This window comes from Leifsonia sp. L25, assembly GCF_050632895.1.
In genome coordinates this window covers 336,494-363,431 of sequence record NZ_JBODRZ010000002.1, presented here as the reverse complement: position 1 = coordinate 363,431, position 26,938 = coordinate 336,494, and the positions used below count along the sequence as shown (strand labels likewise).

Annotated in this window: 33 protein-coding genes, 2 tRNA genes and 1 pseudogene; 16 read left to right on the top strand and 20 right to left on the bottom strand. The window is 70.5% G+C overall.

What is annotated here, in order from left to right; all coding sequences use genetic code 11:
- Window positions 1-68 precede the first annotated feature (68 nt).
- On the top strand, window positions 69-1,286 hold the full coding sequence (locus ACRAWC_RS02630; RefSeq protein WP_431346355.1) for a cation:proton antiporter: 1,218 nt from the start codon (window positions 69-71) through the stop codon (window positions 1,284-1,286).
- Window positions 1,287-1,293: 7 nt separating this feature from the next.
- Here the strand turns inward: ACRAWC_RS02630 and ACRAWC_RS02625 are convergent, their stop codons facing one another.
- On the bottom strand, window positions 1,294-2,148 hold the full coding sequence (locus ACRAWC_RS02625; protein WP_431346354.1) for a LysR family transcriptional regulator: 855 nt from the start codon (window positions 2,146-2,148) through the stop codon (window positions 1,294-1,296).
- A gap of 178 nt (window positions 2,149-2,326) precedes the next feature.
- On the opposite strand from ACRAWC_RS02625, the gene ACRAWC_RS02620 reads away from it, so the two are divergent.
- The gene (locus ACRAWC_RS02620; RefSeq protein ID WP_431346571.1) at window positions 2,327-3,631 is read left to right on the top strand and encodes an MFS transporter; all 1,305 of its coding nucleotides are present in this window, start codon (window positions 2,327-2,329) and stop codon (window positions 3,629-3,631) included.
- A 31-nt stretch (window positions 3,632-3,662) separates the two neighbouring features.
- Window positions 3,663-3,738: transfer RNA gene (locus tag ACRAWC_RS02615), tRNA-Arg, on the top strand.
- 101 nt (window positions 3,739-3,839) lie between these two features.
- Here ACRAWC_RS02615 and ACRAWC_RS02610 read toward each other — a convergent pair.
- Window positions 3,840-4,142: a glutaredoxin family protein gene (locus ACRAWC_RS02610; protein ID WP_431346353.1), complete on the bottom strand. Its 303-nt coding sequence runs from the start codon at window positions 4,140-4,142 to the stop codon at window positions 3,840-3,842.
- A 96-nt stretch (window positions 4,143-4,238) separates the two neighbouring features.
- Between ACRAWC_RS02610 and ACRAWC_RS02605 the strand changes: the two genes are divergently transcribed.
- The 3 genes from ACRAWC_RS02605 to ACRAWC_RS02595 all read left to right on the top strand — a co-directional run bounded on the left by ACRAWC_RS02605 (window position 4,239) and on the right by ACRAWC_RS02595 (window position 5,860).
- Window positions 4,239-5,087, top strand: a complete 849-nt coding sequence (locus tag ACRAWC_RS02605) for an SGNH/GDSL hydrolase family protein (RefSeq protein WP_431346352.1) — start codon at window positions 4,239-4,241, stop codon at window positions 5,085-5,087.
- 10 nt (window positions 5,088-5,097) lie between these two features.
- Window positions 5,098-5,721, top strand: coding sequence for an oligoribonuclease (gene orn, locus ACRAWC_RS02600; RefSeq protein WP_431346351.1), 624 nt, complete (start codon window positions 5,098-5,100; stop codon window positions 5,719-5,721).
- Between the two features lie 63 nt (window positions 5,722-5,784).
- Window positions 5,785-5,860, top strand: a tRNA-His gene (locus ACRAWC_RS02595).
- Window positions 5,861-5,897: 37 nt separating this feature from the next.
- On the opposite strand, the gene ACRAWC_RS02590 is transcribed toward ACRAWC_RS02595, so the two are convergent.
- Complete coding sequence (locus tag ACRAWC_RS02590; RefSeq protein ID WP_431346350.1) at window positions 5,898-6,503, bottom strand: ArsR/SmtB family transcription factor; 606 nt, start codon at window positions 6,501-6,503, stop codon at window positions 5,898-5,900.
- Window positions 6,504-6,579: 76 nt separating this feature from the next.
- On the opposite strand from ACRAWC_RS02590, the gene ACRAWC_RS02585 reads away from it, so the two are divergent.
- From ACRAWC_RS02585 to ACRAWC_RS02555, 7 genes and pseudogenes are all read left to right on the top strand, one after another.
- Window positions 6,580-7,344: an MFS transporter gene (locus ACRAWC_RS02585; RefSeq protein ID WP_431346349.1), complete on the top strand. Its 765-nt coding sequence runs from the start codon at window positions 6,580-6,582 to the stop codon at window positions 7,342-7,344.
- Window positions 7,311-7,853, top strand: coding sequence for an MFS transporter (locus ACRAWC_RS02580; RefSeq protein WP_431346348.1), 543 nt, complete (start codon window positions 7,311-7,313; stop codon window positions 7,851-7,853). Before ACRAWC_RS02585 ends, ACRAWC_RS02580 begins: the two co-directional genes overlap by 34 nt.
- A 389-nt stretch (window positions 7,854-8,242) precedes the next feature.
- Window positions 8,243-9,034: a hypothetical protein gene (locus ACRAWC_RS02575; RefSeq protein WP_431346347.1), complete on the top strand. Its 792-nt coding sequence runs from the start codon at window positions 8,243-8,245 to the stop codon at window positions 9,032-9,034.
- Between the two features lie 78 nt (window positions 9,035-9,112).
- Entirely contained in the window at window positions 9,113-9,256 is a 144-nt protein-coding gene (locus tag ACRAWC_RS02570; RefSeq protein WP_431346346.1) for a hypothetical protein, read from the top strand.
- A 2-nt stretch (window positions 9,257-9,258) separates the two neighbouring features.
- A pseudogene (locus ACRAWC_RS02565) lies at window positions 9,259-9,611 on the top strand (metallopeptidase family protein).
- Window positions 9,612-9,871: 260 nt separating this feature from the next.
- Window positions 9,872-10,075, top strand: coding sequence for a hypothetical protein (locus ACRAWC_RS02560; RefSeq protein WP_431346345.1), 204 nt, complete (start codon window positions 9,872-9,874; stop codon window positions 10,073-10,075).
- Between the two features lie 143 nt (window positions 10,076-10,218).
- Window positions 10,219-12,093 (top strand): DUF7507 domain-containing protein, encoded by a 1,875-nt coding sequence (locus ACRAWC_RS02555; protein ID WP_431346344.1) that lies wholly within the window; start codon window positions 10,219-10,221, stop codon window positions 12,091-12,093.
- Between the two features lie 65 nt (window positions 12,094-12,158).
- Here ACRAWC_RS02555 and ACRAWC_RS02550 read toward each other — a convergent pair whose 3' ends face one another.
- The 12 genes from ACRAWC_RS02550 to ACRAWC_RS02495 all read right to left on the bottom strand — a co-directional run bounded on the left by ACRAWC_RS02550 (window position 12,159) and on the right by ACRAWC_RS02495 (window position 20,647).
- Window positions 12,159-12,365 carry a hypothetical protein gene (locus ACRAWC_RS02550; RefSeq protein WP_431346343.1) on the bottom strand — a complete coding sequence of 69 codons (207 nt, stop codon included), beginning with the start codon at window positions 12,363-12,365 and terminating at the stop codon, window positions 12,159-12,161.
- Window positions 12,366-12,420: 55 nt separating this feature from the next.
- On the bottom strand, window positions 12,421-13,062 hold the full coding sequence (locus ACRAWC_RS02545) for an ATP-binding protein (protein WP_431346342.1): 642 nt from the start codon (window positions 13,060-13,062) through the stop codon (window positions 12,421-12,423).
- Window positions 13,046-13,825 (bottom strand): energy-coupling factor transporter transmembrane component T family protein, encoded by a 780-nt coding sequence (locus ACRAWC_RS02540; protein WP_431346341.1) that lies wholly within the window; start codon window positions 13,823-13,825, stop codon window positions 13,046-13,048. The genes ACRAWC_RS02545 and ACRAWC_RS02540 overlap by 17 nt, the downstream gene beginning before the upstream one ends.
- Window positions 13,822-15,357 carry an ABC transporter ATP-binding protein gene (locus ACRAWC_RS02535; RefSeq protein WP_431346340.1) on the bottom strand — a complete coding sequence of 512 codons (1,536 nt, stop codon included), beginning with the start codon at window positions 15,355-15,357 and terminating at the stop codon, window positions 13,822-13,824. Before ACRAWC_RS02535 ends, ACRAWC_RS02540 begins: the two co-directional genes overlap by 4 nt.
- Window positions 15,358-15,377: 20 nt before the next feature.
- The gene (locus ACRAWC_RS02530; protein WP_431346339.1) at window positions 15,378-15,998 is read right to left on the bottom strand and encodes an ECF transporter S component; all 621 of its coding nucleotides are present in this window, start codon (window positions 15,996-15,998) and stop codon (window positions 15,378-15,380) included.
- Between the two features lie 179 nt (window positions 15,999-16,177).
- On the bottom strand, window positions 16,178-16,507 hold the full coding sequence (locus tag ACRAWC_RS02525; RefSeq protein WP_431346338.1) for a GerW family sporulation protein: 330 nt from the start codon (window positions 16,505-16,507) through the stop codon (window positions 16,178-16,180).
- 106 nt (window positions 16,508-16,613) lie between these two features.
- Complete coding sequence (locus ACRAWC_RS02520; protein ID WP_431346337.1) at window positions 16,614-17,087, bottom strand: DUF5085 family protein; 474 nt, start codon at window positions 17,085-17,087, stop codon at window positions 16,614-16,616.
- Window positions 16,970-17,491, bottom strand: coding sequence for a hypothetical protein (locus tag ACRAWC_RS02515; RefSeq protein WP_431346336.1), 522 nt, complete (start codon window positions 17,489-17,491; stop codon window positions 16,970-16,972). Before ACRAWC_RS02515 ends, ACRAWC_RS02520 begins: the two co-directional genes overlap by 118 nt.
- A gap of 89 nt (window positions 17,492-17,580) precedes the next feature.
- Window positions 17,581-18,345: a hypothetical protein gene (locus ACRAWC_RS02510; RefSeq protein ID WP_431346335.1), complete on the bottom strand. Its 765-nt coding sequence runs from the start codon at window positions 18,343-18,345 to the stop codon at window positions 17,581-17,583.
- A gap of 67 nt (window positions 18,346-18,412) precedes the next feature.
- The gene (locus ACRAWC_RS02505; protein WP_431346334.1) at window positions 18,413-18,604 is read right to left on the bottom strand and encodes a hypothetical protein; all 192 of its coding nucleotides are present in this window, start codon (window positions 18,602-18,604) and stop codon (window positions 18,413-18,415) included.
- Window positions 18,605-18,864: 260 nt separating this feature from the next.
- Window positions 18,865-19,155, bottom strand: coding sequence for a WXG100 family type VII secretion target (locus ACRAWC_RS02500; protein WP_179605143.1), 291 nt, complete (start codon window positions 19,153-19,155; stop codon window positions 18,865-18,867).
- 217 nt (window positions 19,156-19,372) lie between these two features.
- A complete protein-coding gene (locus tag ACRAWC_RS02495) occupies window positions 19,373-20,647 on the bottom strand; it encodes a DNA polymerase IV (protein ID WP_431346333.1) in 1,275 nt (424 codons plus the stop codon).
- Window positions 20,648-20,749: 102 nt separating this feature from the next.
- On the opposite strand from ACRAWC_RS02495, the gene ACRAWC_RS02490 reads away from it, so the two are divergent.
- Window positions 20,750-21,754: an aldo/keto reductase family protein gene (locus ACRAWC_RS02490; RefSeq protein ID WP_431346332.1), complete on the top strand. Its 1,005-nt coding sequence runs from the start codon at window positions 20,750-20,752 to the stop codon at window positions 21,752-21,754.
- A 1-nt stretch (window position 21,755) separates the two neighbouring features.
- Here ACRAWC_RS02490 and ACRAWC_RS02485 read toward each other — a convergent pair whose 3' ends face one another.
- From ACRAWC_RS02485 to ACRAWC_RS02465, 5 genes are all read right to left on the bottom strand, one after another.
- On the bottom strand, window positions 21,756-22,382 hold the full coding sequence (locus ACRAWC_RS02485; protein ID WP_431346331.1) for a hypothetical protein: 627 nt from the start codon (window positions 22,380-22,382) through the stop codon (window positions 21,756-21,758).
- Window positions 22,383-22,435: 53 nt separating this feature from the next.
- Entirely contained in the window at window positions 22,436-22,972 is a 537-nt protein-coding gene (locus ACRAWC_RS02480) for a DUF1697 domain-containing protein (protein WP_431346330.1), read from the bottom strand.
- Window positions 22,973-22,975: 3 nt separating this feature from the next.
- Window positions 22,976-23,287, bottom strand: a complete 312-nt coding sequence (locus tag ACRAWC_RS02475; RefSeq protein ID WP_431346329.1) for a hypothetical protein — start codon at window positions 23,285-23,287, stop codon at window positions 22,976-22,978.
- A gap of 32 nt (window positions 23,288-23,319) precedes the next feature.
- Entirely contained in the window at window positions 23,320-24,081 is a 762-nt protein-coding gene (locus tag ACRAWC_RS02470; RefSeq protein WP_431346328.1) for a YidC/Oxa1 family membrane protein insertase, read from the bottom strand.
- Window positions 24,082-24,147: 66 nt separating this feature from the next.
- Window positions 24,148-24,471, bottom strand: coding sequence for a DUF6412 domain-containing protein (locus tag ACRAWC_RS02465; protein WP_431346327.1), 324 nt, complete (start codon window positions 24,469-24,471; stop codon window positions 24,148-24,150).
- An 86-nt stretch (window positions 24,472-24,557) separates the two neighbouring features.
- Here ACRAWC_RS02465 and ACRAWC_RS02460 point away from each other — a divergent pair, with 86 nt between their 5' ends.
- A complete protein-coding gene (locus ACRAWC_RS02460) occupies window positions 24,558-25,223 on the top strand; it encodes an SDR family oxidoreductase (RefSeq protein ID WP_431346326.1) in 666 nt (221 codons plus the stop codon).
- Window positions 25,224-25,233: 10 nt separating this feature from the next.
- Window positions 25,234-26,937, top strand: a complete 1,704-nt coding sequence (locus tag ACRAWC_RS02455; protein ID WP_431346325.1) for a long-chain-fatty-acid--CoA ligase — start codon at window positions 25,234-25,236, stop codon at window positions 26,935-26,937.
- Window position 26,938: the final 1 nt, after the last annotated feature.

Here is a 26,938-nt window from a genome sequence, read left to right as displayed (position 1 = left end):
GATACTGGGCGCGGATTTCGTCCGTGTGAACTCCCCGCGCGCCAGGCGCTCGCTCTAGCATCGGCCGCATGAACCCGCTCGTCGGAACGATCGTGCTCGTGCCGCTGCTGGCCGTCGTCGCCGCCCTGGTCGCCTCGGCGGTGGGGAGGGTGGCGAAGATCCCGCTCGTGGTGTTCGAGATCGTGCTCGGAATCCTGGCCGGACCGAGTGTGCTGGGCTGGGTTCCGGCGTCGGACGCGCTGCACGCGGTCGGTCAGTTCGGCCTCGCCTTCCTGTTCTTCATGGCAGGGAACGAGATCGACTTCCACGCCATCCGCGGCCGGCCGTTGCGCCGGGCCTCCCTCGGCTGGGTCGTCTCGCTGGTGGCCGGGGTGCTGCTCGGAGTGCTGCTCGCCCCGACCGCGATCGCCGGCGTCTATGTCGGGATCGCGCTGTGCTCGACCGCGCTCGGGACGCTCACGCCGATGCTGCGCGACGCCGGCGAGCTGCGCACCCCGTTCGGCCTCGCCGTCACGGCTGTCGGCGCCGTCGGCGAGTTCGGGCCGCTGCTGGCCATCTCGCTGTTCCTGTCCGGACGGAGGCCGCTCGCCGCCGCCCTGGTGCTGATCGCGTTCGCCGTCGTCGCGGCCGGCGCAGTGTGGTTCGCGGCGCGGGGAGGCCACGAGCGGTTCCACGCGCTCGTGCGCGCCACCCTGCACACCAGCGGGCAGTTCGCCGTCCGCGTCGTCGTGCTGGCCGTCGCCGCGCTGGTCGGGCTGAGCCTCGCGCTCGGGCTGGACATGCTGCTCGGCGCGTTCGCCGCGGGCGTCGTCGTCCGCGTGCTGCTCTCCGGGGCGGCCGAGGAGGACGCGAAGCTCATCGAGACGAAGCTGGAGGCCGTGGCGTTCGGCGTCCTCGTCCCGGTCTTCTTCATCGAGACGGGGATCACCTTCGACCTGCGCGGGCTCCTCGGCGACCCGCACGCCCTGCTCCTGCTGCCGATCTTCCTCGTGCTGCTGCTGATCGTGCGCGGCCTCCCCGGCTCGCTCGCCGCCCCGCGCGGCTCGACGGTCGCCGACCGGGCGTCACTCACGCTGTTCAGCGCGACCGGGCTGCCGATCATCGTCGCCGTGACGAACATCGGCGTGAAGGACCACGACCTGACCTCCGGGACCGCGACGGCCCTGGTCGGCGCCGGGATGCTGTCGGTGCTGATCTTCCCGGTCGTGGCTCTGCTGCTCCGGCAGCGCTCGGCCGACGGCGGCGTGCGGCCTCCCGACCCGGACCGCATCCCGGTTGTGGGCTGAGGCGGGATCACGGCACCCGGGTGACCGCCCGGGCGAGGATGGCGGTGGTGAGCGCCTCCACCGGCTCGCGCGCCGCCGACGGGTTCGACAGCAGCGTGAAGTCCACATGCCCGAGTTCCGGGAGGCCGAACCGGTTGGTGACCTTGATGAGGTCGGTGGGGATGAGGGACCGCGGGAACACCGCGACCCCGAGGCCCGCGCGGACGGCGGCGAGGACACCGTTGACCTCGCGGGTGTTGCAAGTGATCCGCCAGGTGCGACCCACGGCCTCCAGCGCCTCGATCGTGATCTGCCTGCTGAGGCTCGGCCCTTGGTAGGCGATCAGCGGCACCGGCTGATCGGGCTCCAGCGCCGTCTTCTCCTGGCCGATCCAGACCAGCTCGTCCGTCGCGACCACCGTCCCGTCGGTGGTGCCGGGGTTCTGCTTGATGAAGATGAGGTCGAGGTGGCCGGCCTGCAGCCGGCGGTGCAGCGGACCGGACTGGTCGACGGTGAGCTCGAGGTTGACCTGCGGGTTCTGCTGCCGGAAATGCCGGAGGATGCGCGGGAGGGTCGTGATCGCGAGGTCGTCGGCCGCGCCGAACCGGAGTCGCCCGCGCATCGCCGACCCGCTGAAGTAGCTCTCCGCCTCGGCGTGCGCGGCGAGGATCGCGCGGGCGAACTCGGCCATCGCGTCGCCGTTGTCGGTCAGCCGGACCTCCCTGGTGTCGCGCGAGACGAGCTGGCGCTTGGCGGCCTGCTCCAGCCTCCGGACGTGCTGGCTGACGGTCGGCTGGCTGATGCCGAGCCGCTGGGCCGCGCGGGTGAAGGAGCGCGTGTCGACCACCGCGAGGAACGTGCGCAGGAGGACGGGGTCGAACATCGGATGCTCCGTTCGCGGCAGTTATTCGGAAAGCCAATGGGAGTTATAGCTTCAATTCGCTCAAAGAATACCGCCGATTACGTACGGTTGAAGGAGGACAAGAACAGACCATACGGAACCAGGAACGCAGGAACGACTCGTGGCGAACTCCACAGCAGCAGCCCCTCCCACCGGCCCGATGCCCGTGCTCAGCGCACGTCCGCCATGGCGCGAGACCTTCATCTCGCTGCGCGTGACCAACTACCGCCGCTTCGCCGCCGGCAACCTCGTCGCCAACACCGCCGTCTGGATGCAGCGCATCGCGATGGACTGGCTGGTGCTGCAGCTCTCCGGCAGCGTCGCCGCAGTCGGCGTCACCGTGTTCATGCAGTTCACGCCGATGCTGCTGTTCGGGCTGTGGGGCGGTGTGATCGCCGACCGGTACTCCAAGCAGCGACTGCTGGTCTGCACGCAGTCGGCGGCGGCCGCGCTCGCCGCGCTGCTCGCGACGCTGACCCTCACCCACGCCGTTCAGGTCTGGCACGTCTACGCGATCTCGTTCGTGCTCGGGCTCGTCACCGTCGTGGACAACCCCGCACGCCAGGTCTTCGTCAACGAACTCGTGGGCCCGAAGTACCTCCGCAACGCGATCAGCCTCAACTCCTCGATCTTCCAGCTCGGCGGCCTCATCGGTCCGGCGCTCGGCGGCATCCTGATCACCGCGGTGGGTGGAGGCTGGTCCTTCGTCATCAACTCGGCCGCGTGCCTCGCCGTGGTCGGTGCGCTGCTCAGCCTCCGCACGAGCGAACTGCACCACTCCCCGGCGGCGCCGCGCGGCAAGGGCCAGCTCGCCGAGGGGATGCGATACGTGCGCCGCAAGCCGGTCATCTTCTGGACCGTGGTGATGGTCGCGGTGCTGGCGGTCTTCGCGTTCAACATGCCGGTGTTCCTGGCCGCCTACGCCAACAACGTGTACGACGTGGGGGCACGGGGCTACGGGATGTTCAACGCGCTCGTCGCCGCGGGCGCGCTCGCCGGTGCACTGGCCTCCACGCGCCGCACGTCGGTGCGTCTGTCGATGGTGGTGGGCACGGCCGCGGCCCTCGGGATCGTCCAGGCGCTCGCGGGACTGGCGCCGGACCAGATCGCCTTCAGCGTGCTGCTGGTCGGGATCGGCGTCGGGAACCTGCTCTTCATCACGGCGGCGAACTCGCTGGTGCAGATGTCGTCGAACGTCCAGATCCGCGGCCGCGTCATCTCGCTGTACATCCTGGTGCTGCTCGGCGGCCAGGCGATCGGCGGCCCGCTGATGGGCTGGGTGGTGGAGGCCGTCGGGCCGCACATCGCGATGGCCATCTCGGGACTGGTGCCGGCGGCGGCCGCGGTCGTCGTCGCTTTGATGATCGCGCGGAACGCCAGCCTGCGGCTGCGGTTCGGGCTGCGCGGGCGGCGGCCGGTGATCGCGATCGTGAACCGGGCGGGGAAGGCCGGGGCGAGGCTGTAGGGCGGGGCGGCTACGGTATCGTGGAGGCCGCGCCCCCGTAGCTCAGCGGATAGAGCAGGAGCCTTCTAATCTCTTGGTCGCAGGTTCGATTCCTGCCGGGGGCACCACACGCTCACCAAGTCGCGATTCGGACCGAATGTCGCCTTTGGCGTCGCCATTCGCCACATTCGTGCCGAATGTGAATTCGCGATCTGCGCTCGCGACGTGGTCAGAGGGCCCGCGCCGCCGCCACCAGCACCTGGTTCAGCGTCGGCACGCCCTCCGCCCGGAAGACCTCGGCGCCGTCCCCGCCGAGCACGATCACGGTCGGTGTCGATCGGATGCCGTCCGACTCGGCACGCGCAGGGTCGCGGGCCACATCGCGCTCGGTCACGCGCAGCCCGGGGACCAGGCGCACCGCCTCGGCGAGCACCGCGCGCGTCTGCATGCACGGCTCGCAGAAGGCGGACGTGTACAGGGTGAGGCCGACCTCCCGGGTGACGGGACGGTCAACGGCGGGTGTCGCATCCACGTCGACCAGTGTACGTCCGGCGAATTCCCGGCGACCATCCCGCGACAGCGCCCGGCGCGTCACCCGCGCGTCACCGCGGCGACCGACAATCGGGGCGTGAGCAGGACCGCCTACACACGTTACGTGGCCCTCGGGGACTCGATCACCGAGGGGCTCTGCGATCCCGCGCCCGCACGGCCCGGCGCCTGGCTCGGCTGGGCCGACCGCCTCGCCGGCATCCTCGACGGCGACGCGCGGCTCTCCGGCGCGACCGTGGAGTTCGCCAACCTCGCCGTGCGCGGCCGGCGGATCGCGGACGTGGTCGGCGAACAGGTGCCCGGCGCGCTCGCGCTGCAGCCCGACCTGGTGTCGGTGCTGGTCGGCGCCAACGACCTGATGAATCCCACCGCCGACCCGGACGCGCTCGCCGAGCGGCTCTCCGACGGGGTGCGGATGCTGCGGGAGCGCGGGACGACGGTGCTGCTGGCGAACCTCTTCGACCCGCAGTTCGCGTTCTTCCTCAAGCCGTTCCGCGGGCGCGCCGCGGTCTTCAACGCGAACATCTGGAGCATCGCGCGCGACCACCACGCCGTCGTGCTGGACGTCTGGGGCGTGCGCGAGTTCCGCGACCCGGCCATGTGGGGCGCCGACCGCGTCCACCTCAGCTCGCGCGGGCACCGGCTGCTCGCGTCGCACGCCGCCCACGCGCTCGGCGTACCCTACGCGGAGACCGCTCCCGCCGAGGGGACCGCCGCGCGCGCCGGAACCGCGGCGGAGGCCCCCACCCCTCCGGACGACCTCCCGCTGCGCACCTGGCTGCGGGTGCACGCGATCCCGTGGGCGGCCCGGCGCCTGCGCGGGATCTCCTCCGGCGACGGGCTCAGCCCCAAGCTCCCGGAGGCGCTGCCCGTGCGCAGCCAGGCCCTCGTCCCCGGACAGCCGCGGATGGTCGGAGGCCCGCACTAGACTTGCGGGCATGGCTGCCTCAAGTGATCGACTGGTCTGGATCGACTGCGAAATGACCGGACTCGACCTCGAGGTCGACGAGCTCGTCGAGATCGCCGTGGTCATCACCGACTTCGAGCTGAACGTGCTCGACCCGGGGCTCAACATCGTGATCAAGCCCGACGCCTCCGCGCTCGCCAACATGAACGACTTCGTACGCGAGATGCACACCACCTCCGGCCTCATCGAGGAGATCCCGGACGGCAAAAGCCTCGCCGAAGCCGAGTACGAGGTGCTGGAGTACGTCCTCAAGTACGCGCCGACGGCCCGCACCGCGCCGCTCGCGGGCAACACCATCGGCACCGACCGGATGTTCCTCGCCAAGTACATGCCGCGCCTCGACAACCACCTCCACTACCGCAACGTCGACGTCTCCTCCATCAAGGAACTGGCACGCCGCTGGTACCCGCGCATCTACTTCAACGCCCCCGAGAAGAACGGCGGCCACCGCGCGCTCGCCGACATCCTCGAATCCATCCGCGAACTCGACTACTACCGCGCTGCGGCCTTCGTGGGCGAGCCGGGACCCACCACCGAGCAGACCCAGGAAGCGGCCGCGGGCGTGGTGGAAAAATGGGCCGCCCGGATGTATTAGAATCGATGAGTTGCCTCGCGCGGAACGGCCATCGCAGATGACCCGGACCGCTCGCGGAACATGGTGGGTATAGCTCAGCTGGTAGAGCGCCTGGTTGTGGTCCAGGAGGTCGCGGGTTCAAGCCCCGTTACTCACCCCAACACGAAAGGCACGCTGTTTCGGCAGCGTGCCTTTCTTCATTCCGCGCTTCGGTGGAGTACGAAGATGCCGCCGTGCGCTGGCAGGTGGCTGCGCTCGTGGTCCGTCTCGACATACGAGTCGATGACCGCCACGATGCGGCGGTCCAGCTCCGCGACATCCTCCGGCGACAAGTGCAACGAGAACCTCGCGAACGTCGCGATGGAGGCCGGGCCCGCCTCCGCGAGCTCCTGCTGGAAAGCCTCCATCGGAGCCACGGTCCGGCTGGAGTCCTGCTCCTCCAGCGCCATCGACAGCCACCAGCTCCGCCCGGTCGAGCGGTACGGCTTCTCCAGCGCCCCGCTCTCTCCCGATCGTACCGGCGCCGGCTCCAGGAAGCCCGCGCCCACGAGCTGGCGGACGTGGTAGTAGACCGTGCCGGCGTCCTCCCCCAGCCGGTCGGCGAGCTGCTTGTTGGTCAATTCATGGTCGCCGCACAGGCGCAGAATGCGCACCCGCAGCGGATGCGACAACGCCTTGACCTCCGCGACGGTGGCCGGGCGCCGCTTGGCATCCGGGTCGGCGGACGGGCCGGGCACGCCGCGCGCGGCCTCCTCAGGCGTCTGGGCGGGGGACGACGAGTCGGAGGGTGTCGGGGCGGACATACCCCGAGGATACCCGCCCAATTGAGTTTCTTCATGTCGATTGAGGTTTCTCAATCCTCATGCCAGGCTGGACCACGTGACATCGGAACGCGCGGCCTCCGCGCCGCTCGGCTCGCGCTACTGGACGCTCTGGACGTCGTCGGCCCTCTCCAACCTCGCCGACGGCGTGATGAAAGTCGCGCTGCCGCTGGTGGCCATCCGCTACACCGACTCCCCCGCGCTCATCGCCGGCCTCACGTTCGCGTTCACCCTGCCGTGGCTGGTGTTCGCGCTCCTTGCGGGCGCGCTCGCCGACCGGTTCGACCGGCGCCGGCTGATGCTCGTGGCCAACATCGCGCGGGCGGCGTTCTTCGGCTTCCTCACGATCGCGGCCGTCGCGGGCGCCGGGTCGATCTGGATGCTCTACGCCGAAGCGATCTGCGTCGGCGTGGCCGAGACCGTCTATGACACGTCGTCGCAGTCGATCCTCCCGCAGCTCGTGAGCAAGCCCGCGTTGTCCCGGGCCAACGGCCGCCTCTACGCGGCCGAGCTCACCACCAACCAGTTCATCGGCCCTCCGCTCGGCGGCTTGCTGGTCGCAGCCGGGATCGGGCTCGCCTTCGGGACGCCCGTGCTGCTCTGGGTCGCAGCGATCGCGATCCTGCTGCTCGTCCGCGGACGCTTCACCACCGACCATCCACGCACCACCACCATGCGCGCCGACATCGCGGAAGGGCTGCGGTTCCTGCGCCGCAGCACACTGCTGCGCACGCTCGCGGTCATGGTGGGCGGATTCAACTTCGCCAGCAGCGCCGTGTTCACGTATTCGTGCTGTACGCGGTCGGCCCCGCCTCCGCGATGAACCTCACCGACCCGGGCTACGGGCTGCTGCTCACCGCCTCGGCGCTCGGCAGCGTCCTGGGGACATTCCTCGCCGAGCCCGCCGAACGGCTCTTGGGCCGGGCGCGAGCGCTCACCCTCACGGTCCTCGGCTCGCTGCTGACTGTCGCCACACCGGCGTTCACCACGAACCCGTACATCATCGGCGCCGGGTTCCTCCTCGGCGGTGTCACCGTCTCGATCTGGAACGTCATCACGGTGTCGCTCCGGCAGCGTGTGACGCCGCAGCGGCTGCTCGGTCGGCTGAACTCCGCGTATCGCCTGCTCGCGTGGGGGACGATGCCGCTCGGGGCCGCAGCAGCAGGCGTGATCGCCCAGTTCTTCGGGATTCCCGCGGTGTTCCTCAGCATGGGCGTCGTCGCTCTCGCAATGCTGATCGGGATGATCTGGGTCACCGACAATCGCATGGCGGCAGCCGAGACGGAGGCCGAGGAAGCGGACGAGCGCGACCACGCCGCGTTCGGCGGCTGACCGGCCGACCGACGCACACCGCACTGTCAGGTTCCGGCTCCGGGAGCCCCTCGGGACGGAGCCGCGAGGGGGCACGCACACGACTTTGCCAGCGTTTGTGCCCGAGTCGTCCAGAGTAGGCGCCTAGCGTGGTCGATCGACGGCAGTGAACGCCGTCCGTGCTGCGCCCCGGCGTCCAACCCCCGAACCCCGGACGTCACCCCCGAAAACCCGGTGCGGCACACCCGCGCCGAACGCCGCGCCTCGGGACCACTGGTCCAGTGGCGCTTCCGTGCGTGCCGGCGCGGTTGCCAGCCCGTCCGAGCGCTCTCCCCCGGGAGCGCTCTCAGCCGCGCGCCTCCCTCCGGGATGCCGCGCGGCTGGGCGGGGAAGCCCGATCCAGGAACCCTATGCTCAGCACTCTCAGCCACGTCGTCCGCTCCTCCAACCTCTCGTTCGGCCGCGTCCTCACCGGCGCCGCCGCGATCATCATGTCGGCCAGCATCGTCGCCCCGATGGTCGCGCAGCAGCAGGAGAGTGAACGCGCAACCCGCGAACTGTCCCAGTCCACCGGGATCCACCACGACCAGCTCGGCGTCTACGACAAGCTCTGGCGCGACCGCCTCGAGGGCATCGCCCAGCAGAGCCTCACCAAGGCGGAGTCCACCGTCCAGGCGAACGCCGCCAAGGCGGACGCGACCGCCGCGAAGACCGCGATCGCCGGGCTCGGCGACTTCAAGAAGCTCGACGACTCGAAGCTGCGCGCGCAGATCGACACCACCGACGCCGCCACCACGGCCCTCGCCGCCGCCGGTGTGGCCGCCGACCAGAAGGCCGCCGCAGCCGCCGCAGCAGCAGCCGCCGCTGCCGCAGCCACCCAGGCGAACGCGAATACGCCGAACGGTGCGCGTACCGCCGCGCAGTCCATCATGGCCAGCTCCTACGGCTGGGGCGCCGACCAGTTCCAGTGCCTCGACAGCCTCTGGTCCAAGGAGTCCGGCTGGAACTACCAGGCCTCCAACGGCAGCAGCGGCGCGACCGGTATCCCGCAGGCGCTGCCCGGCAGCAAGATGGCGACGTTCGGCAGCGACTGGGCGACCAACGCGACCACCCAGATCAAGTGGGGCCTCTCGTACATCAAGGGCTCGTACGGCACCCCGTGCAACGCGTGGAGCCACTCCCAGGCCATGAACTGGTACTGAGCCGGTTCGGCACCTCGACGCCAGGTCCGACAGTTCCAGAACAGAGGGGACGGCGGCCGCGCCGGTAGACTCGCCCAGGTGAGCACCGGCCCGGCCCCCGTCCCCTCTGTCGTTCACACGATCCGCGGCGCGCGGTTCGCGGTGGCCACGGCGCGCGGCTTCGGCCGCGGACGCGCGAAACGCACGATCGGCCTCCACGCCGCCGTCGCCGGGGCCTGGTGACGATGCCCTTGCACCTGGACGCAGACGCGTTCGAGAGCCTCGTCACGGACGAGCTCGACGAACTCCCCGACGAGATGGTGGACGGACTGGACAACGTCGTGTTCGTCGTCGAGGACCGCCCGGAGGACGGCTCCTCGACCTGCTCGGCCTCTACGACGGTGTCGCCCTGACCGAGCGCGACGCCTACGGCTTCGGCGAGATGCCGGACCGCATCATCCTCTACCGCGAGCCGCTGCTGGCCTTCTGCGCGAACGAGGACGAACTGCGCGACGAGATCCACGTGACGCTCGTGCACGAGATCGCGCACTACTACGGCATCGACGACGACCGGCTGCACGAGCTCGGTTGGGCCTGATCCGCGGATACCGGAACCCCTGAATCCGGGTGCGAGCTCTCCCTCCGTCCGCTTCTGCCGCGTTAAGGCGCGGGTGAATCCTGGCGACCCTCGGCCCCTCCCTGCCGAGCGTCGCCGGCCGTAGCACGCGGAATCCCCCTGCTTCCCGGGGATATCGCCCTCCGTCTCCGCGGGATGTCACCCCGCCCTCGTTGCTATAAACCCCTCACGCGACTCGCCTCCCGCGATGCGCGCTGACGCAACGAAACGAAAGGGTGGCGATGCCCACATCCGCGAACGCCGCGAAACGCGCGGTTCGGCCCGGACTGATCCTCGCGACGGTCGTCGGAGTCCTGGTGTCGCTCGCCGCGACCTCCGGTCCCGCGGGCCCGGCGACCGCAGCCGGAGCGCTCGACTGCTCCGGCAGCACGTTCTACGGCGTCGTGCCGGCGGCGACGGGGTCCCGGATTCCGCCGACCTGGTAGGCATCGACGGCTCGTCGGTAGGCGGCGCACAACTCGCCGCGAGCGTCGAGTCCTCCACCACCATCTCCGGCGTCTCCCCGAACGGGCTCGGCATCGCGATCGGCGGGACCGCCGCCTTCCAGGCCTCCGACAACGGAACGGTCGTGCAGGGCTACGACGCCGCAACGGGCGCCTGGACGTCGTACCCGGGCAAGCCGGCGCCCGGCTCCGGCGTCACGGCCGGCGCCGTGGACCCGACGACCGGGATCTACTACTTCGGCGACGTCGGCACCGACGGCGTCACCGGTCAGCTCTGGGGCTTCGACACGACGACCGATCAGCTGGTCAGCCCGAACCCGTTGGTCACCTTCCCGGCCGTCGCCGGTCAGACCAACGGCGACATCGCGTTCGACGGCGGCGGCAACCTCTACCTCGTCGCGTCCTCGACGGCGGGCGGAACGCTCGAGGCGCTCAGCGCTCCGCTGCCGCAGACCGCCCCGCAGGCGGCGACGCTCTTCCCATCGCTCCTGAGCATCTTCGCCGTCCCCGGCGGAGCGGCCGTCAACGGGATCGCCTTCGACGGCAACGGGACGCTCTACCTGAGCCAGGGCGGAACCAACGGCGTCTTCTCCATCGACCCGGGGACGGGTTCGCTGGACGGGAGCCTGACTCCGCTCCCCGCGTCGCTGACCGGACCGGGAGGGGTCGGCATCGTCGATCTGGCGAGCTGCGCCTTCCCGCCCGCCGTCAGCGCGCAGAAGAACGTCGTCGCGCGGGTGAACCCGACCGACCAGTTCGCGCTGCACGTCACTGGCCCCACGGTGAGCCTTCCCGCCGCGGCGGTCACCGCGGGAACCGCGACCGGGCTCCAGCAGTCGCCGGACGGCCGCGTCCTCCGAGCCGGCCCTGCCCTCGCCCGGTACGGCGACACGTACACGGCCAGCGAATCCGCGATGGGAACCACGAACATGGCGCAGTACGTCTCGACGTACACCTGTGTGGACACGCTCAACCCGGGCAACCCGCAGTTCCCCATCACCGGCACCGGCACGACCGTCTCCTTCGCGTTGGCGACCTACTCCGGTGAGTCTCCGTCCGTGGTCTGCACCTTCACGAACGCACCACGGGCCGCGTCCCTGACGCTGACGAAGACGGCGAGCCCCGGGACGATCGCGACGGCGGGCGACACGGTCCGCTACACCTTCACGGTGACCAACACCGGCAACACGACCCTGACCGGCGTCGACGTCACCGAGGTGGCCTTCACCGGGACGGGTACCGCCCCGACACCGGACTGCCCGACCACGACTCTGGCGCCGGCCGCCACCGTGGAGTGCAACGCGACCTACGACGTCACCGCCGCCGACGTCGACGCGGGAACCCTCTCGAACACGGCCGTCGCCACCGGCCTGGACGCCACGATGGGCAATGTGGCGAGCATGCCCGCGACAGCGGTCGTGACCGCCGATCAGTCGCCGGGCCTCACGCTCGACAAGAAGGCCGATCCGACCACCATCTCCGGCGCCGGGCAGCCGATCGCCTATTCCTTCGTGGTGACGAACACCGGGAACGTGACCCTGACCGCCGTCGGGATCACCGAGCAGAGCTTCTCCGGCAGCGGGGGCCCGCTGACCGTGACGTGCCCGGCTGACGTCACCCTGGCAGCGGGAGCCGCACTGACCTGCACCGCGGACTACCAGTCGACCGACGCCGACTACGCCGCGGGCAGCATCACCAACACGGCGACGGCCGACGCGACCGGCCCGGCCGGGGCGGCCGTCCGCTCGGCGGAGTCCACCGCCGTGGTCGACGCCCTCCGCGTGCCTGTCGAGAACCCGCCCGCGGCGAACCCGCCCGCGGCGAACCCGCCCGCGGCGAACCCTCCGGCCGCGAACCCTCCCTCGGCCGACCCGCCCTTGGCCGACACCGGGAGCGACGTGCTGAGCTGGCTCGCGCCGCTGGCCGGCCTCCTCGCGATCGCCGGAACCGGGCTCGCGCTCATGACCGCACGACGCAGGACGGCCCGTCGGCAGAGCTGATCCGCGGAACGCGGACGAACGATGCCCCGGGAGTCTTCGACTCCCGGGGCATCCGTGTCGAGCCGCTAGAGCGACTCCTCGTCCTTGTCGGCCTCGACCGGGTCGCTGTCGGGAGCGTCGAAATGGTACGAGACGTGACGCTCGCCGTTGAGAGTGCGCTCCTCGCCGGCGACGTACCAGAACAGCGACTCGAGACCCTCGACCGCGGCCACCGCGCCGATCCGCTCGTCCACCTTGCCGCCGACCAGGTAGCGCCGCTCGGCGGTCCCCACGAGGGGCCGTCGGCGTATTCGACGATGTACTCAGGATCCGGCTGGGATGTCTCGCTCATGGCACCACCGTAGACCCGGAGGTCGGCCGGGGTGCAGAGCCGATCGGCCAGTCGGTGACGTCCAGCACCACGTCGGCGCGGCTCCGCGGGTCTTCGCGGGCCAGGTACTCCTCGAAATCGGACTGCCAGTGGTCCCAGTGCGACGCGAACGTCGCGCCGTCGCGGTCGAGCGCGCGCGCCTTGCGGAGGGCGTCGTCGGCGTCCAGCCAGATCGCGAGGTGCGCCCAGCGGACGTTGGCGGCGGCGAGCGTGCCGCAGCCTTCCACGATGACCGGCGCCCTGCCTGCCACGTCGTGCCATTCGGCCGGGCACTCGCCCGCCCAGTCCCAGCGCCGCCAGCGTCCGTGCCCGGTGAGGGCGAGCGGTTCGAGGAGGCCGCCGGCCAGCGCGTCGCTCGCGGCGAGGAGTCCGTCCCAGCCCGGGTACAGGTCGTCCATCCGGATCAAGCGGGGGGCGTCCGCGCCGGGCCAGTGCCGCACGAGCAGGTCGGCGAGGGAACTCTTCCCCGCCCCGCTCGGGCCGTCGATGAGCACGACGGGAGGCGCCTCTCGCCCGGTCGCGTCCATCGCGTCCGCGACCGCCCCGAGCAGCTCGCAGAACTCGGGCGCATCGGACGGCTCGTCAGGATCCCAGGACATTCCAGCTCCCCACTGCGATCGCCACCGCCGCCGCCGTGCCCGCCACCAGCAGGGCGACAGCCAGCGCCACCCAGTCCCGCCCGCGGAACACCGAGGGGCGCGCCCAGGTGCGGGCGACAGGCGCTCCGAAGCCGCGCGCTTCCATCGCCGTCGCGAGCTTGGACCCACGGCGGATCGAGAGCACGAACAGCGAGAACGACTGGCCGAGGAAACGGCGCACTGCCCCCGACTCCGCCACGCCGCGCGCACGACGCGCGAGCGTCAGTGCGCGCCAATCGTCCACGAAGAGCCCGACCAGCCGGAGGCCGGCGAGCCCGCCGAGCACGAAGCGCGCGGGCAGCTTGAGGAGCTGCGCCAGGCCGTCGGCGAGATCCGTCGGGTCGATGGTCACGAACAGCAGGACGGCCGGCAGTCCGATCGCCAGAACGCGCAGGAAGGTCGCGAGCCCGAGCTGGAGGGAGCCGTCGCTGACTTCGATCGCCCACCAGTGCAGGTGGACCGTCCCGGCGGTCCGGCCGTAGAGCACGGTGGTGAGTCCTGCGAGCGGCGCCGCGATCAGGATCGGCGAGGTCCGGACGAACAGCACACGTGCCGGGATGCCGGCGAAGCAGAGCAGGACGAGCTCCAGCCCGAGGGCGACGCCGGCCGAGACCGGGTCGATGGAGACCAGCAGCACCGCGGTGACGATCAGCGCGGCGCCCAGCTTGGACACCGGGTTGAGCGTGGCGAGCGGGCCGCTGCGGACGGGTTCGGCGATGCTCATGCGATCGCCTCCCGCCGGCTTTCGAGGCGCAGCTCGCCGGCGCCGATGGCCGCGGCGAACTCGGCGTCGTGGGTGGCGGCGACGACGGCGTGCCCCTCGTCGCGCAGGCCGGCGATCAGCTCGACGAGCCGGCGCCAGGTGTTCGCGTCCTGGCCGTAGGTCGGCTCGTCCAGGATGAGGAGGCGGGGGCGCGTCGCAAGTGCGGTCGCGACCGAGAGACGGCGCTTCTGGCCGCCGGAGAGCGTGAACGGGTTCGCGTCCGCGAGTACGGCGAGCCCGAGCGCCTCCAGGAGGTGCTCGGTGCGCTCGGCGAGCTCTTCCGGCGCGAGCCCGAGCGCGCGCGGCCCGGCGGCGAGCTCGTCGCGCACCGTGGAGGCGATGAACTGGTGCTCGGGGTTCTGGAAGACGGTGCCGACGCGCGTCAGCAGCTCGCGCGAACGCCAGGCGCCGGGATCGGAGCCTGCGCCGCCCGCCAGCGCGGGCGCGGCGGCGAGGGTTCCGCCCAGGGCCGGCATCAGGCCGCCGACCGTGAGCGCCAGTGTCGACTTGCCGACCCCGCTCGGGCCGGTGAGCGCCAGTGCGGAGCCTTCCGCGATCGCGACGTCCGCCCGGAACGGGAGCGCATGCGCCAGCAGGTCGCCGCCGCGCTCGGCGCGCTTCCGCGGGCTACGGCGGGAGAACAGTGGAGATCGCCCTACTGCGAGCGAGCGGGCCTCCAGCAACGGCGCCCCCGGCGCGACAGGGCGCGCGGCAGGCACGGGCTCATCGGGCAGCCAGACGCCGGCCTCCCGCAGCCGGCCCGCGGTGTCGGCGAGCACCGCCTCCGGAGCGCCGTCTGCGAGCACGCCGCCCGCGGCGTCCAGCACGATGACGCGGTCCACCAGGTCCCGCCAGACGGCCACCCGGTGCTCCACGACGATGAGTGTCGCACCGGTCCGCGCAAGCACGGCGGACACGGCGTCCCTGACCTCCTGCGCGCCGCCGGGGTCGAGGTTCGCGGTCGGCTCATCCAGCAGGAGCAGACCCGGCCGCATCGCGAGCAGGCCGGCCAGCGCCAGCCGCTGCTTCTGGCCTCCGGAGAGCTGTGCGGTCGAGCGGTCGAGCGGGAGGTCGAGCCCGACCGCCTCCAGCGACCAGCGCACGCGAGTCCACAGCTCGTCGGGCGGGACGCCGAGGTTCTCGCACGCGAACGCCACGTCGTCGCCGACACGCGCGAGGATCACCTGCGCGTCCGGGTCCTGCAGCAGCAGCCCGGATCGGCCGCGCGCTTGCGCGGGATGCCGACCGTCGACGCGGAGGTCGCCTTCCGCCTCGCCGTCGTCGTCGCCGCCCAGCACCCCGGCGAGCCCGGCCAGCAGAGTCGACTTGCCCGCGCCCGACGCGCCGAGCAGCAGCACCCGCTCCCCCGGCTCGATCGACAGGCTCAGCCCGCGGACCGCCCAGCCCTTGCGGCCGGCGTGACGCCAGCCCCAGTCGCCGACATGGACCGCGACCGGGGCCGGCGCAGAGCCGGCCGGACTCAGCTCCGGCATGAACGCCTCCCGGCCGCCGCCTAGACCCGCCCCGTGACCTCGCGGCCCGCGGCGAACCGGCTGAGCGCTCCCGTGCGGGCGATCGCCTTGACCAGCAGCCACGAGCCGAGGCCCGCGACGACGATGCCGGAGATGGTCGTCGTGATCGTGTAGACGATCGCGAACTCCGGCTTGGAGCCGGGGTACGAGTAGATCAGGTCGAGGATCGACTCGGCGATGCCGGTGCCCGCGCCCGCGATCAGCGCAGTCACCAGGTTCCAGCGGGCGTACAGGAAGATCGCGAAGACGATCTCCGCGCCGAGCCCCTGCACGACGCCGGACAGCAGCGTGGCGAAGCCCCACTGCGTGCCGATCAGCATCGAGACGACGGCCGCGACGATCTCGCCGTAGAGGGCGGCGCCGGGCTTGCGGACGATCAGCGCGACGAGCACGCCGGCGAACAGCCAGGGGCCGTTCAAAATGCCTTGGAAGCCCGGGAGGACGGCGGTGACCGGCCCCGAGATCGGGTTGTAGGCCTGACCCCAGACCCAGAAGACGACGCCGGCTGCGACGGCGACGACGCTGGCGACGACGATGTCGACGACCCGCCAGCGGAGGACGCGCTTGGACGTCGCGGAGACGGACGAAATGGTTGCGTGCACTGTTCGTGCCCTTTCTGTTCAGAAATGAGGGCACGGGATGTGAGATGCCTCCCTGCGCTGGCATGACCCAGATCAGGTTCGACGGTCGAAACTTGGAGAAGCTTCCTCTCAGCCCGGCTCACCGGACTCCCGTGTTCAGGAGTTCAGTGTAGACCGCCGGGCGGCTGTGCGCGTGCGCGCTACCGCTTGAGCGCGCGGATGACCCGCGCCCAGGCGTGACCGGCCACCCACACGAACGGGATGGCGACCGCGAGCAGCGTGATCAGGTTCGGCCGGAACCGGACGCCGGTCTCGTCGCTGATGTACGCGCCGAACGGGACCGCGGCGCCGCCGCCTCCCGCTCCGCCCGGCGCTGACTCGTCGCCGGGGCCTTCGCCCGCGCCGAAGCCGAACTGCACCGCGGCGACGGGGACGATCGTGGTGCCGTCGACGACGATCGGCTCGCCGTAGACCGACTTGATTCCGGAGGAGCTCATCGTCTCGGCGAGCTTGAGGGAGAGGTTCGTCATGGGTTCACCGTACCCGGCGTCCCCCGGCGTGACCAGGGCGGTTATGGCCGGGGTGGCACGCGACCGTTCGCCCGTTCACGGGGCATCCAGCGCGTCGAGTCGTTCCTCAGTCCGCCGCTTCGCTCGGGTCGGCATAGCCGACGTACACCGACGCGTACTTGGAGCCGTCTGCGGGGAAGACATGGAAGAAGGGCGCGTTGATCTCCAGGCCATTGGCGTCGAGAGCAGCGAGGAGCCGCGCGTAGATCAGCTCGGTCTGGTTCTCGAAGTCTCCTGTGACGATTCCTTTTACCAGTGGGCTGATCTCGAAAGAGGAATGAAACAGCATTCCTCCGTCTGCTCTGAAGGCCGCCTCGTGGATCGGGAGGAAGAACTCGATGTCGGTGATTTCATCCAGTGGCACGTTGTTCAGGCTGTACACGGAGGGACCCTTCGGGGTGCCACCCTGCCGGACGATGTCCGTCACGAACGATTCGAGCTGGTCGCCGAGCTCGCTGTAGTGGAAGGTCGCGCGGCGGCTGACCACGTTCTGATACGCCAGCTTCTCGCCGCAAGTGACGCCTTGGAGAAGAGCATCCATTCGCGAGCCACCGCGTCGACATACAGGTCCAGCATGACCTCGCCGTAGAACTTCAGGACCACGTGGTAGATGGTCTTGATCTCCAGCCCCGCCGCCGCCACCGCCCGCTCGATCTCCTCATACGGCACCGGCTTTTCCAGATCGTAGTGCCGGTAGAAGAAGTCGGTCTCCAGTTCGAGGTGCTCCTTGAAACGGAAACTCTCACCGCTGTGCTCGACGATGTTGATCCGGTTGCCGAGAGTGGTCATGATCGTGAAGTCTCGGCCGCCGGGAACGCTGGAGAACACAAGGGGACCACTGGTGTAGTAGCCGTTGTGCATCAACACCTGCTTGAAGTAATCGCCGACAGGGTCCACGACCTCGAACAGCTCGTCCCCCGGGTGAAGCTCTGCTGTGTGACTCACAACGTTGGCATGCTCAACGTCCGCTGCTTAAACCGCATGAAGTGGTCCTTCCAATCGTGTACTCCGTACTTCGCTCGCGCGCTGGTTCGTCACCGTGTATCTGACATCCCTAGCTTGGTCAGGACCAGCAGAACCACGCAGAACGCGAACACAATGCCCACCCAGAGCGCGACCTTCTTGACAATTGCGCGCACCAGAAACCTCCCGCCATACTTCAACCGACCTTCAGCGTCCCGGGCGATCTTGTTGCCGGCGAGCTGATCCAGAATCGCCTGCCTCGTCAAACCAGCACCGAGACCGGTGCCGACAGACCCGAGAATGAGCGAGCCCGTCAACTGCTCCAGAAGGGAAACCGTGTCGCCGGTCGCCGCCGCGAGATTCGCGAGCCTGTCCACGAACAGCCCCGCTGTCCGCGCAGCGAAGTCATGCAACGCCTGCAGCCTGCCCTCCAGATCCCGCACGGTGGCATCGAGCTGCGCCAGCACCAACTCCAACTGTGCGTTCCCCGCCTCCAACGCCGGAGCCAACCCGGGAATCGTCGATGACGCAGCAGCCGCCGTCCGGTTCGCCTCGATCTGACGCTCCGTCGCGTCCCGCTGCGCCCTCGTCGCCCGGAGCTGGATGTTCAGCTCATCCTCTTTCAGCACCCCGAAGCCGGCCACAAACGAGTCCGCCTGCGTGTACTTCTCCAGGTCCACCTCGATGGCATCGACCTCGCCCTGCGCATCCGCGACGGACGGCTGGACGATCTGCGCGAAGAGGGTGTCGACCGCCGAGTAGCCCTTGCCCGAAAGCTCACCACCCGCCATAACCTCCCGAAGCTGTGCGCAGGCGCTGACCGTGGCATCCAGCACAGCCGCCGCGGCCGTCAGGTTCGCCGAAAGCGCCCCGTCAACGCAGCCGAGTCCCCCGAGTCGTAGATCAGCCCCATGACACGTCCGCCTTCTCTCGCCGTAACCGTTCCAGCTCGGCCTCCGACGTCGAGCGGACCTCCCGCTCTGTCTCATCCAGAAGGTCTGCGTGATCGCGTGCCAGCCGGCCCACGTACGAGTCGAGCTCTCTGCTCGCGGCCAGCCCCTTCTGCACGAAGTAGTTCTTCGCGTCCAGGCGCAACGCCCGCGCCCTCTCGCATGCTCGCAACAGTGCTCGACCCCAGCGCCACCTGCCGCCCATCGCTCTCAACCTCGATGCTCGCGAAACCCGCAGCCGCAGCCTCCGCTGCGGCGGTATTCGATGCGACCTTCATTCCCCGCCCTTCAAACAACACCGCAACAGCCGACCAACCGCAGAGAGGCTGCCGCGCGTCGCGACCTCCGAGGAACCTGCGGCCTCAACCTGAGACGCGCCGTAGGCACAACCGACGGCAAACGCAATCAGAAGCCGAAGCTCTGCGCGTCCTGCGCGTCACGCTCGGCGATGGTGTCCGCGTACTTGTTCAGCTGCTCGTTGATGTTGACCAGCAGCTCCTCGAACTTCTTCACGCTCTCGTGCAACTGGTTGTACTGCTCGAGATAGGCCTGAAACGCCTGACCCTTCCACTGCTCGGCAATGGTCGAGTTCATCTGGTTGACCTTCTGGATCGCCTGCTCGATCTCTTCCTTCGAGCGCGTGTAGACCTGAGCCTGCTGCTTCAGTTCTTCCGGCGTAACGCTGATCTGGCCCATGAGAAACCCCCCTGTTTCGACACAAAGACGTACTTCCGCGTGGAGCGAAGTATGTGGGTTTCGACGCTATAAGCTCGCGCCTTTTGCGTCAAATCTCACACCTGACACGTATCGTCCGGAACACCACTTAACGAACAACAGCTCCACCGCGAGCAGGAGGTGTGGCCGACTGAACGAGACGCATCCTCAACGAGAGGGGTGCGGTTCAGGACACGCTCTAGTCGCTCAGCCAGCGCGGGTTGCGGCCGTCGCGCTCGGCGGCGTCGGCGTCGCGCGCCCTGCGGACCAGGGAGGCAGGGCCGATCGTGCCGCGCCCGAACCGTGCGCTGACCGCGTCGAGGGTGCGCTCGGCCTCGCGCCACTCCTCGTCCGGGTCCCACAGCGCGAGCGCGTCGCCGCCGGCGTCGGCGAGCTGCTCGGCCCGCACGCCGATCAGCCGGATCGGGGTGTCCTTCAGGCGGAGGTCGAGCGCCTCGAAGACGTCCCAGGCCTCCTCGAACAGCCGCCGCCCGACGTTGGTCGGCTCGGCGAGGGTGCGGGAGCGGGTGATGGTGCGGAAGTCGGAGAACCGCACCTTGATCGCGATCGTGCGGCCGACCATCCCGTGCTTGCGGAGCCGTTCGCCGACCCGCCCGGAGAGCCGGAGCAGCTCTCGGCGCAGGGTGTCGGGGTCCTCCACGTCGACCGAGAAGGTGTTCTCATGGCCGATGCTCTTCTCGCGGGAGACGGTGACGATCCGGCGCGGGTCGCGACCGTTGGCGAGCTCGTGCAGCCGGTGCGCGGTCGCGTCGCCGACGGCGCGCTGCAGAACGGTCAGCGGGGCGTCGGCGAGGTCGGCGACGGTCCGCATCCCCATCCGCTCCAGCGACGCCTGGGTGCTGGCGCCCACGCCCCAGAGCGCGCCGACCGGCAGCGGACGCAGGTAGGCGACCGCGTCGGCCGGCGGGATGACGAGCATCCCGTCCGGCTTGGCGTGACCGGAGGCGAGCTTGGCCATGAATTTCGTGCCGGCGACGCCGACCGAGCAGGTGAGGCCGGTCTCCTCACGGACACGCGAACGGATGAGCTCGGCGATACGTCGCGGCGACCCCAGCAGCCGGCGCGCACCGGCGACGTCCAGGAACGCCTCGTCGATGCTGAGCGGCTCGACCAGCGGGGTCACCTCGTGGAATATGTCCATCACCTTGCCGGAGTATTCGGTGTACTTCTCGTAGTGCGGCGGCAAGATGATCGCGGTCGGGCACAGCCGCAGCGCCTGGGAGACCGGCATCGCGCTTCGCACGCCGAACCGGCGCGCCTCGTAGGTGGCGCTGGTGACCACCCCTCGGCCGCCGGCGTGGCCCACGATGGCGGGCTTGCCGCGGGCGTCCGGCCGGTCGAGCAGCTCGACGGAGGCGAAGAAGGCGTCCATGTCGACGTGCAGGATGGTGGCGTCGGCGTCGTCGACGTCGGCGGTCGTCACCCGCCGGTCGCTGCCGTCCGCCCTACCCACGACGAACCCTACCCATGAAGAAGCCCTCCCACCCCTCAATCCTCCCATCCGGCCACGACATCGTGGACGGCGGCCGCCGGAGCACGGGACTAGCGTGGAGGCATGGAATTCAGATACCTCGGCAACAGCGGTCTCAAGATCTCGGAGATCATCTACGGCAACTGGCTCACGCACGCCTCCCAGGTCGAGAACGAGACGGCGACGCAGTGCGTCCACGCCGCCCTCGACGCCGGCATCAGCACCTTCGACACCGCGGACGCCTACGCGAACACCGCCGCAGAGCAGGTGCTCGGCGACGCCCTGAAGGGCCAGCGCCGCCAGTCGCTGGAGATCTTCACCAAGGTCTACTGGCCGACCGGTCCCAAGGGGCACAACGACACCGGACTCTCGCGCAAGCACATCCTCGAGTCGATCGACGGCTCGCTCACCCGGCTCGGCACCGATTACGTGGACCTCTACCAGGCGCACCGCTACGACTACGAGACGCCGCTCGAGGAGACGATGCAGGCGTTCGCCGACATCGTGCGACAGGGCAAGGCGCTCTACATCGGCGTCAGCGAGTGGACCGCCGACCAGCTCCGCGCCGGTCACGCCCTCGCCACGGAACTCGGCTTCCAGCTCATCTCGAACCAGCCGCAGTACTCGATGCTCTGGCGGGTCATCGAGAAGCAGGTCGTGCCGACCTCTGCCGAGCTGGGCATCTCGCAGATCGTCTGGTCCCCGGTCGCGCAGGGCGTGCTCACCGGCAAGTACCTCCCGGGCGCGCCGCTTCCCGAGGGAAGCCGGGCAGCCGATGACAAGGGCGGTGCGAACGCGATCAAGGGCTTCCTGCGCGACGACGTCCTCACCTCCGTGCAGCGGCTGAAGCCGATCGCCGACGAGCTCGGCGCGACGATGGCGCAGCTCGCGATCGCCTGGGTGCTGCAGAACCCGAACGTGTCCGGCGCGATCGTGGGCGCATCCCGGCCGGAGCAGGTGGCCTCCAACGTGAAGGCCGCGGGCGTCCGGCTCAGCGGCGACGTGCTCGCCCGCATCGACGAGGCGGTCGGGGACGTCGCGGTGACCGACCCGGCGGAGACGACCTCCCCGGCGCAGCGAGTCGCCTGACTCACACCAACGCGGCGACGAGCGGGCGGAACCAGTCGCGGAACGCCGGCGAGTCGTCGCGCAGCGAGGTGCTGACCACGACCGTGTGCGGCCCCACGATCCACGCGCCGCGCTCGGCGAGCGGGAGCACGTCGATGTCCAGCCGGAAGTAGCCGGCCTGGCGTCGGAGGTCGTGCTCCCGCTCGTGGACCACGTCCACGATGTCGGCGGAGCGCGTCGCGTGGCGCTCGATGCTCGCGCGGGCGTACTCGGCTCGCCGCTCGCGCGCCCAGCTCGCCGCCGTCTCGTACTGGGCGAGCACCACGTCCTGCAGCTCGATCGCGCGATCGAGCGCAGCGAAGTGCGGAGGCTGCAACAGCGGGGTGAGCGGGCGGTGCTCGCGGTCCGCTGCGCGCTCGAACAGGGCGTGCCACTGGGTCTCCAGGACGTCCTTCGCGGCCAGGGTCACGGCTCCACGACTCCGCTCCAGCGCACCGTGAAGAGCCGGGACGATCGACGGCGACACCCGCGGGAGCGCGGGCTCGCGAGTGTTGTCGAGGCCGACGAGGTCGCGCAGGGCGAGCGCGATCAGCAGGTCCCAGGGGCAGTCCTCCGTGACCTGCCATCGAAGGGTGCCCTCGACGAACATGCCGTCATTGTAAGAGCAGCCGGTGACCTCCCGCAGTGCGTTCCCGCGAGCGTTCAGGCGCGGCGGTCGAGCTCGGCGATCAGGCGGAGGACGGTGCGCTGGTTGCGGCCCGTCGCCACCGGCCCGAGACTGCGCCAGAACGCGCCCGACACGGTCGACTTCGAGACGCCGAGCGGGCTCCACTGGTAGACAGCGCGCTGGCCGAGCCGGACGATCTCCGGGGAGAGCGCGGCGTCGTCCGGCGCGCTCACTCCGGCGGGCAGGTCGTGGTCGAGGAAGGTCACGACGAGCCGGGAGTCGTCGTCCGCGACGTCCAGCAGCGGGTTGTCCGCCGCGATCCGGCGGAAGCGTTCCTCCGGCAGCAGGACGACGCCTGCCGACACTCCGGACGACTCCGCCAGCGCGGAGGTGACCGCGTCCGCCTGCTCAGCGGTAGGCGCACCCGGCCCACGGAAGACGACGTTGCCGCTCTGCAGCAGGGTGACCACGTCCTCGAAGCCGGCCGCCTCGAACGCGGCGGCGAGGTCCGCCTTCGCGACGCGCGCGTTGCCGCCGACGTTGATACCGCGGATCAGGCCGACCCCGAGCACTGCTCAGGCCTCCGTTGGCTCGGCCGCCACCAGCAGCACGGCCGGAATGGTCGCGGTCTCGTACGGCCCGCTGCCGTCGCGGCGCACCTGTGGCTCGCTGAAGGCGACGACCCAGTTCGTGAAGCCGTCGTTCGGCAGCGAGATCGCCCGGAGGCTGCGGTCACCGCCGGCGATGATCACGCCCGTCGGCTCCCCCGGCCAGCCGTCGGACGACGGCGGCTCCTGCTCGACGACGTACACCTGCACGCCCACGCCGAGGCCGGGCGTGGCCTCGCGCGGGTCGCGCGGCGGACGGGGACGATCACGCTTCCACATGCCTCAAGCATCCCATGCCGATCGGGACCGGCTCAGTGCGACGTCGACGGCGCGGTCCTCCCCCGCTCCGGGTCGAGCAGACGGCGCAGCGTGGCCCGCTCGACGACGGTCCAGGCCGAGGTCGTCAGGATGTACACGGCCGCGGCGAGCGGCACGAACGCCGCGAAGACCACCGTGACATACGGCAGGAACGAGAGCGCCCGCACGACGCCGGTCGGTGCCTGCGTGCCGTCCGGCTGCGGCACCGCGAGCACGCGCCGCGACACCGTGGTCACGGCGGCGATGAGCACCAGCACGCCCGCGTAGACCAGGAACCCCGGCCAGACGGACCCGGCGCCGGCGAGGCCGACGAAGCTGGTCCCGAGCGGCGCGCCGAGCACGTGAGCGTCGAGCAGAGCGTTGGCATGGCCGACGATGGTGGCGTGCGTGAACAGCGCGTAGACCAGCGAGATGACGGGGAGCTGCGCGAGCAGCGGCAGCATCCCGGCGAACGGGGAGGTGCGCTCGGCCTGGTAGAGCTCCATCGTCTTGCGGGCGAGCAGCTCGCGGTCCTTCCCGTGCCTGCGCTGAAGCTCGGCGAGGGCCGGGGCGAGCCGGCGCCGGGTGTACTCGGCGCGCACCTGGCTGACGCCGACGGGGAGGAGGAGGGCGCGCACAGTCATCGTCAGGACGACGATCGCGACGATGCCGGCGGCTGTGCCCGCAACGGGCTCGGCGGCGGCGGAGAGGGCGGTGACGAAGCCGTAGGCCGCGTCGAGGACGGCCGCGATCGGCGGCCAGGAGAAGAAGTCCATGGGTGATATCCCTGCAGTCGGAACGAACGAGACGTCGTCTGGCCGCGCAGGGCGAAGATCGCCCGGCTACGCGACCGGCAGGGGGATGCCCGGCGCTCTCGGCCGCGGACGGCCGTCCGCGTCCGGGTCGGCCTGGCTCTCGAGGAGCCAACCGGCGGCAGGCTGCAGCGGGTTCGACCAGACGGCGCGGGCGCGCAGCGAGGCCGCGAGAGCGGCGACCGAGCGCACCACTGCCGTCGCGGCGACCGCGACGATCCCGATCGCGCCGGCCAGGCCGACGAGGGCGACGAGCCCGGAGAGACCTCCCGGCCAGGCCGCGGAGTGCCACAGCACCGACAGGCCAGAGCCCGGCGCGAAGAAACGCGCCACGAACTCCAGCAGACCGGTCATGTGCACGACCGTAACGCATCCGCCCGCCGGGCCGCGCGCACGTTCGCCGTGAGCGGAGCGGGCCCGAACAGGAGCAAGATGGATGCATGAGTCGAATCGCAATCGTCGGAGCCCACGGAAAAGTCGCCCAGCAGCTCATGCGGGTGCTCTACGACCGGGGGGACGAGTTCGTCGGCCTCGTCCGCAGCGACGAGCACGCCGAGGACGTCTACCGTCTGGGCGGCGAAGGCCACGTCATCGACATCGAACAGGCCGACTCCGGCGCCATCGCCATGGCCTTCGTCGGCTGCGACGCGGTCGTGTTCACGGCAGGCGCCGGAGCGGGGTCGGGCGTCGCCCGGAAGCGCACGGTCGACTATGCCGGTTCGGTGAAGTCCGCCGAGGCCGCCGCCTCCGCCGGCGTCCGCCGGTTCGTGCAGGTGAGCGCGTGGGGCGTCGACGCCCCGGTGGCGGAGGACGCCGACCCGCAGTGGCGCGCCTATGTGGAGGCCAAGCGCGATGCCGACGACGCGCTGCGCGCCTCCGGGCTGGACTGGACGATCCTCCGTCCGGGAGGCCTCACCTTCGAGGAGGGGACGGGCGCGGTCCAGCTCGGCGAGAGCGTGCCGCGCGGCACCATCGCGCGCGAGGACGTGGCCCGGCTGATCGCCGTCTGCCTGACCGAGCCCGCCACGATCGGCCGCACCTGGGAGGTCATCTCCGGCGACGCCCCGATCGAGGAGGCCGTGCACGCCCTGACGGCGGCCCAATAGGCTCTTCCCTGTGAGCAGCTACAGCGATCGCCCCTGGGTCTCCGCCTACGCGCCGGGCGTCCCCTCCGACGTGGATCTGCCGGACGGATCCCTCGCCCACCTGATCGACGACTCGGTCGCGACGTACAGCAAGCACGTCGCCCTGGAGTTCTTCGGCGCGACGACGACCTACGCCGAGCTCGGCGACCAGATCGCCCGTGCCGCGGAGGGCCTCCGCACGCGCGGCGTCCGCAAGGGCGACCGGGTGGCGCTCGTCCTGCCGAACTGCCCCCAGCACGTCGTCGCGTTCTACGCGGTGCTGCGGCTCGGCGCGGTCGTGGTGGAGCACAACCCGCTGTACACCCCGCGCGAGCTCCGGCATCAGTTCGAGGACCACGGCGCGACCGTGGCGATCGTCTGGGACAAGGCGGTGCACATGGTCCAGGACCTCCCCGCCGACCTCGGCGTCACGACCGTGATCTCGGTGGACATCACGCGCGGGATGCCCGCGAGCAAGCGCTTCGCCCTCCGCCTCCCGGTCCGCGCCGCCCGCAAGGCGCGCGAGCAGCTCACCGCGACGGTCTCCGGCACCGTCACGTGGGAGACGCTCGTCTCGTCGCGACGACTGAAGGCCTCCGTGCCGCGACCGGAGCGCGACGACCTCGCGCTCATCCAGTACACGAGCGGGACCACCGGGCGTCCGAAAGGCGTCATGCTCAGCCACCTCAACCTCGCGGTGAACGCGGCGCAGGCGCGGGCGTGGGTTCCGACGATCGAGCGCGGCACCTCGGTGGTCTACGCGGTCCTCCCGCTGTTCCACGCCTACGGGCTCACGCTCTGCCTCACCTTCGCGATGAGCATGGGGTCGCGGCTGGTGCTGTTCCCGAAGTTCGACCCGGACCTGGTGCTGGAGGTCGTGAAGAAGCGACCGGCGACCTTCCTGCCCGCCGTGCCGCCGATCTACGAGCGCCTGGTGCAGGCCGCCGAGCAGCGGAAGGTCTCGCTGTCGGGCATCGACATCGCGATCTCCGGCGCGATGAGCCTCCCGCAGAGCATCGTCGACCTCTGGGAGTCGAAGACCGGCGGCTATCTGGTCGAGGGCTACGGCCTGTCCGAGTGCTCGCCGGTGCTGATGGCGAACCCGGTCGGCGCGACCCGCAAGCCCGGGACGGTCGGCCTCGCGCTGCCCGGCACCGAGCTGCGCGTCGCCGACCCGGACGACCCGTCCGTCGACCGGGCGTTCGGCGAGGAGGGCGAGCTGCTCGCCCGCGGGCCGCAGGTGTTCTCCGGGTACTGGCGCAACGCCGACGAGACGGCGAAAGTGCTCACGGCCGATGGCTGGTTCCGCACCGGCGACATCGTGACGATGGACGAGGAGGGTTTCGTCCGCATCGTGGACCGGATCAAGGAGCTCATCGTCACCGGCGGCTTCAACGTCTCCCCGACCGAGGTGGAGGACGCGCTGCGCAGCTTCGAGGGCGTCGCGGACGTCGCCGTGGTCGGTCTCCCACACCGCCGCGGCGGCGAGGACGTGGTCGCCGCGGTCGTGATGGAGCCGGGGGCCTCGTTCGACGAGGAGGCGATCCGCTCCTACGGCCGGGACTGCCTGACCGCGTACAAGGTGCCGAAGCACGTCGTGCAGGTGGATGAGCTTCCGCGCAGCATCGTCGGCAAGGTGATCCGCCGGAAGGTGCGCGACCAGCTCGTGGCGCAGCGGGAGGCGGCCGGGGCCTGAA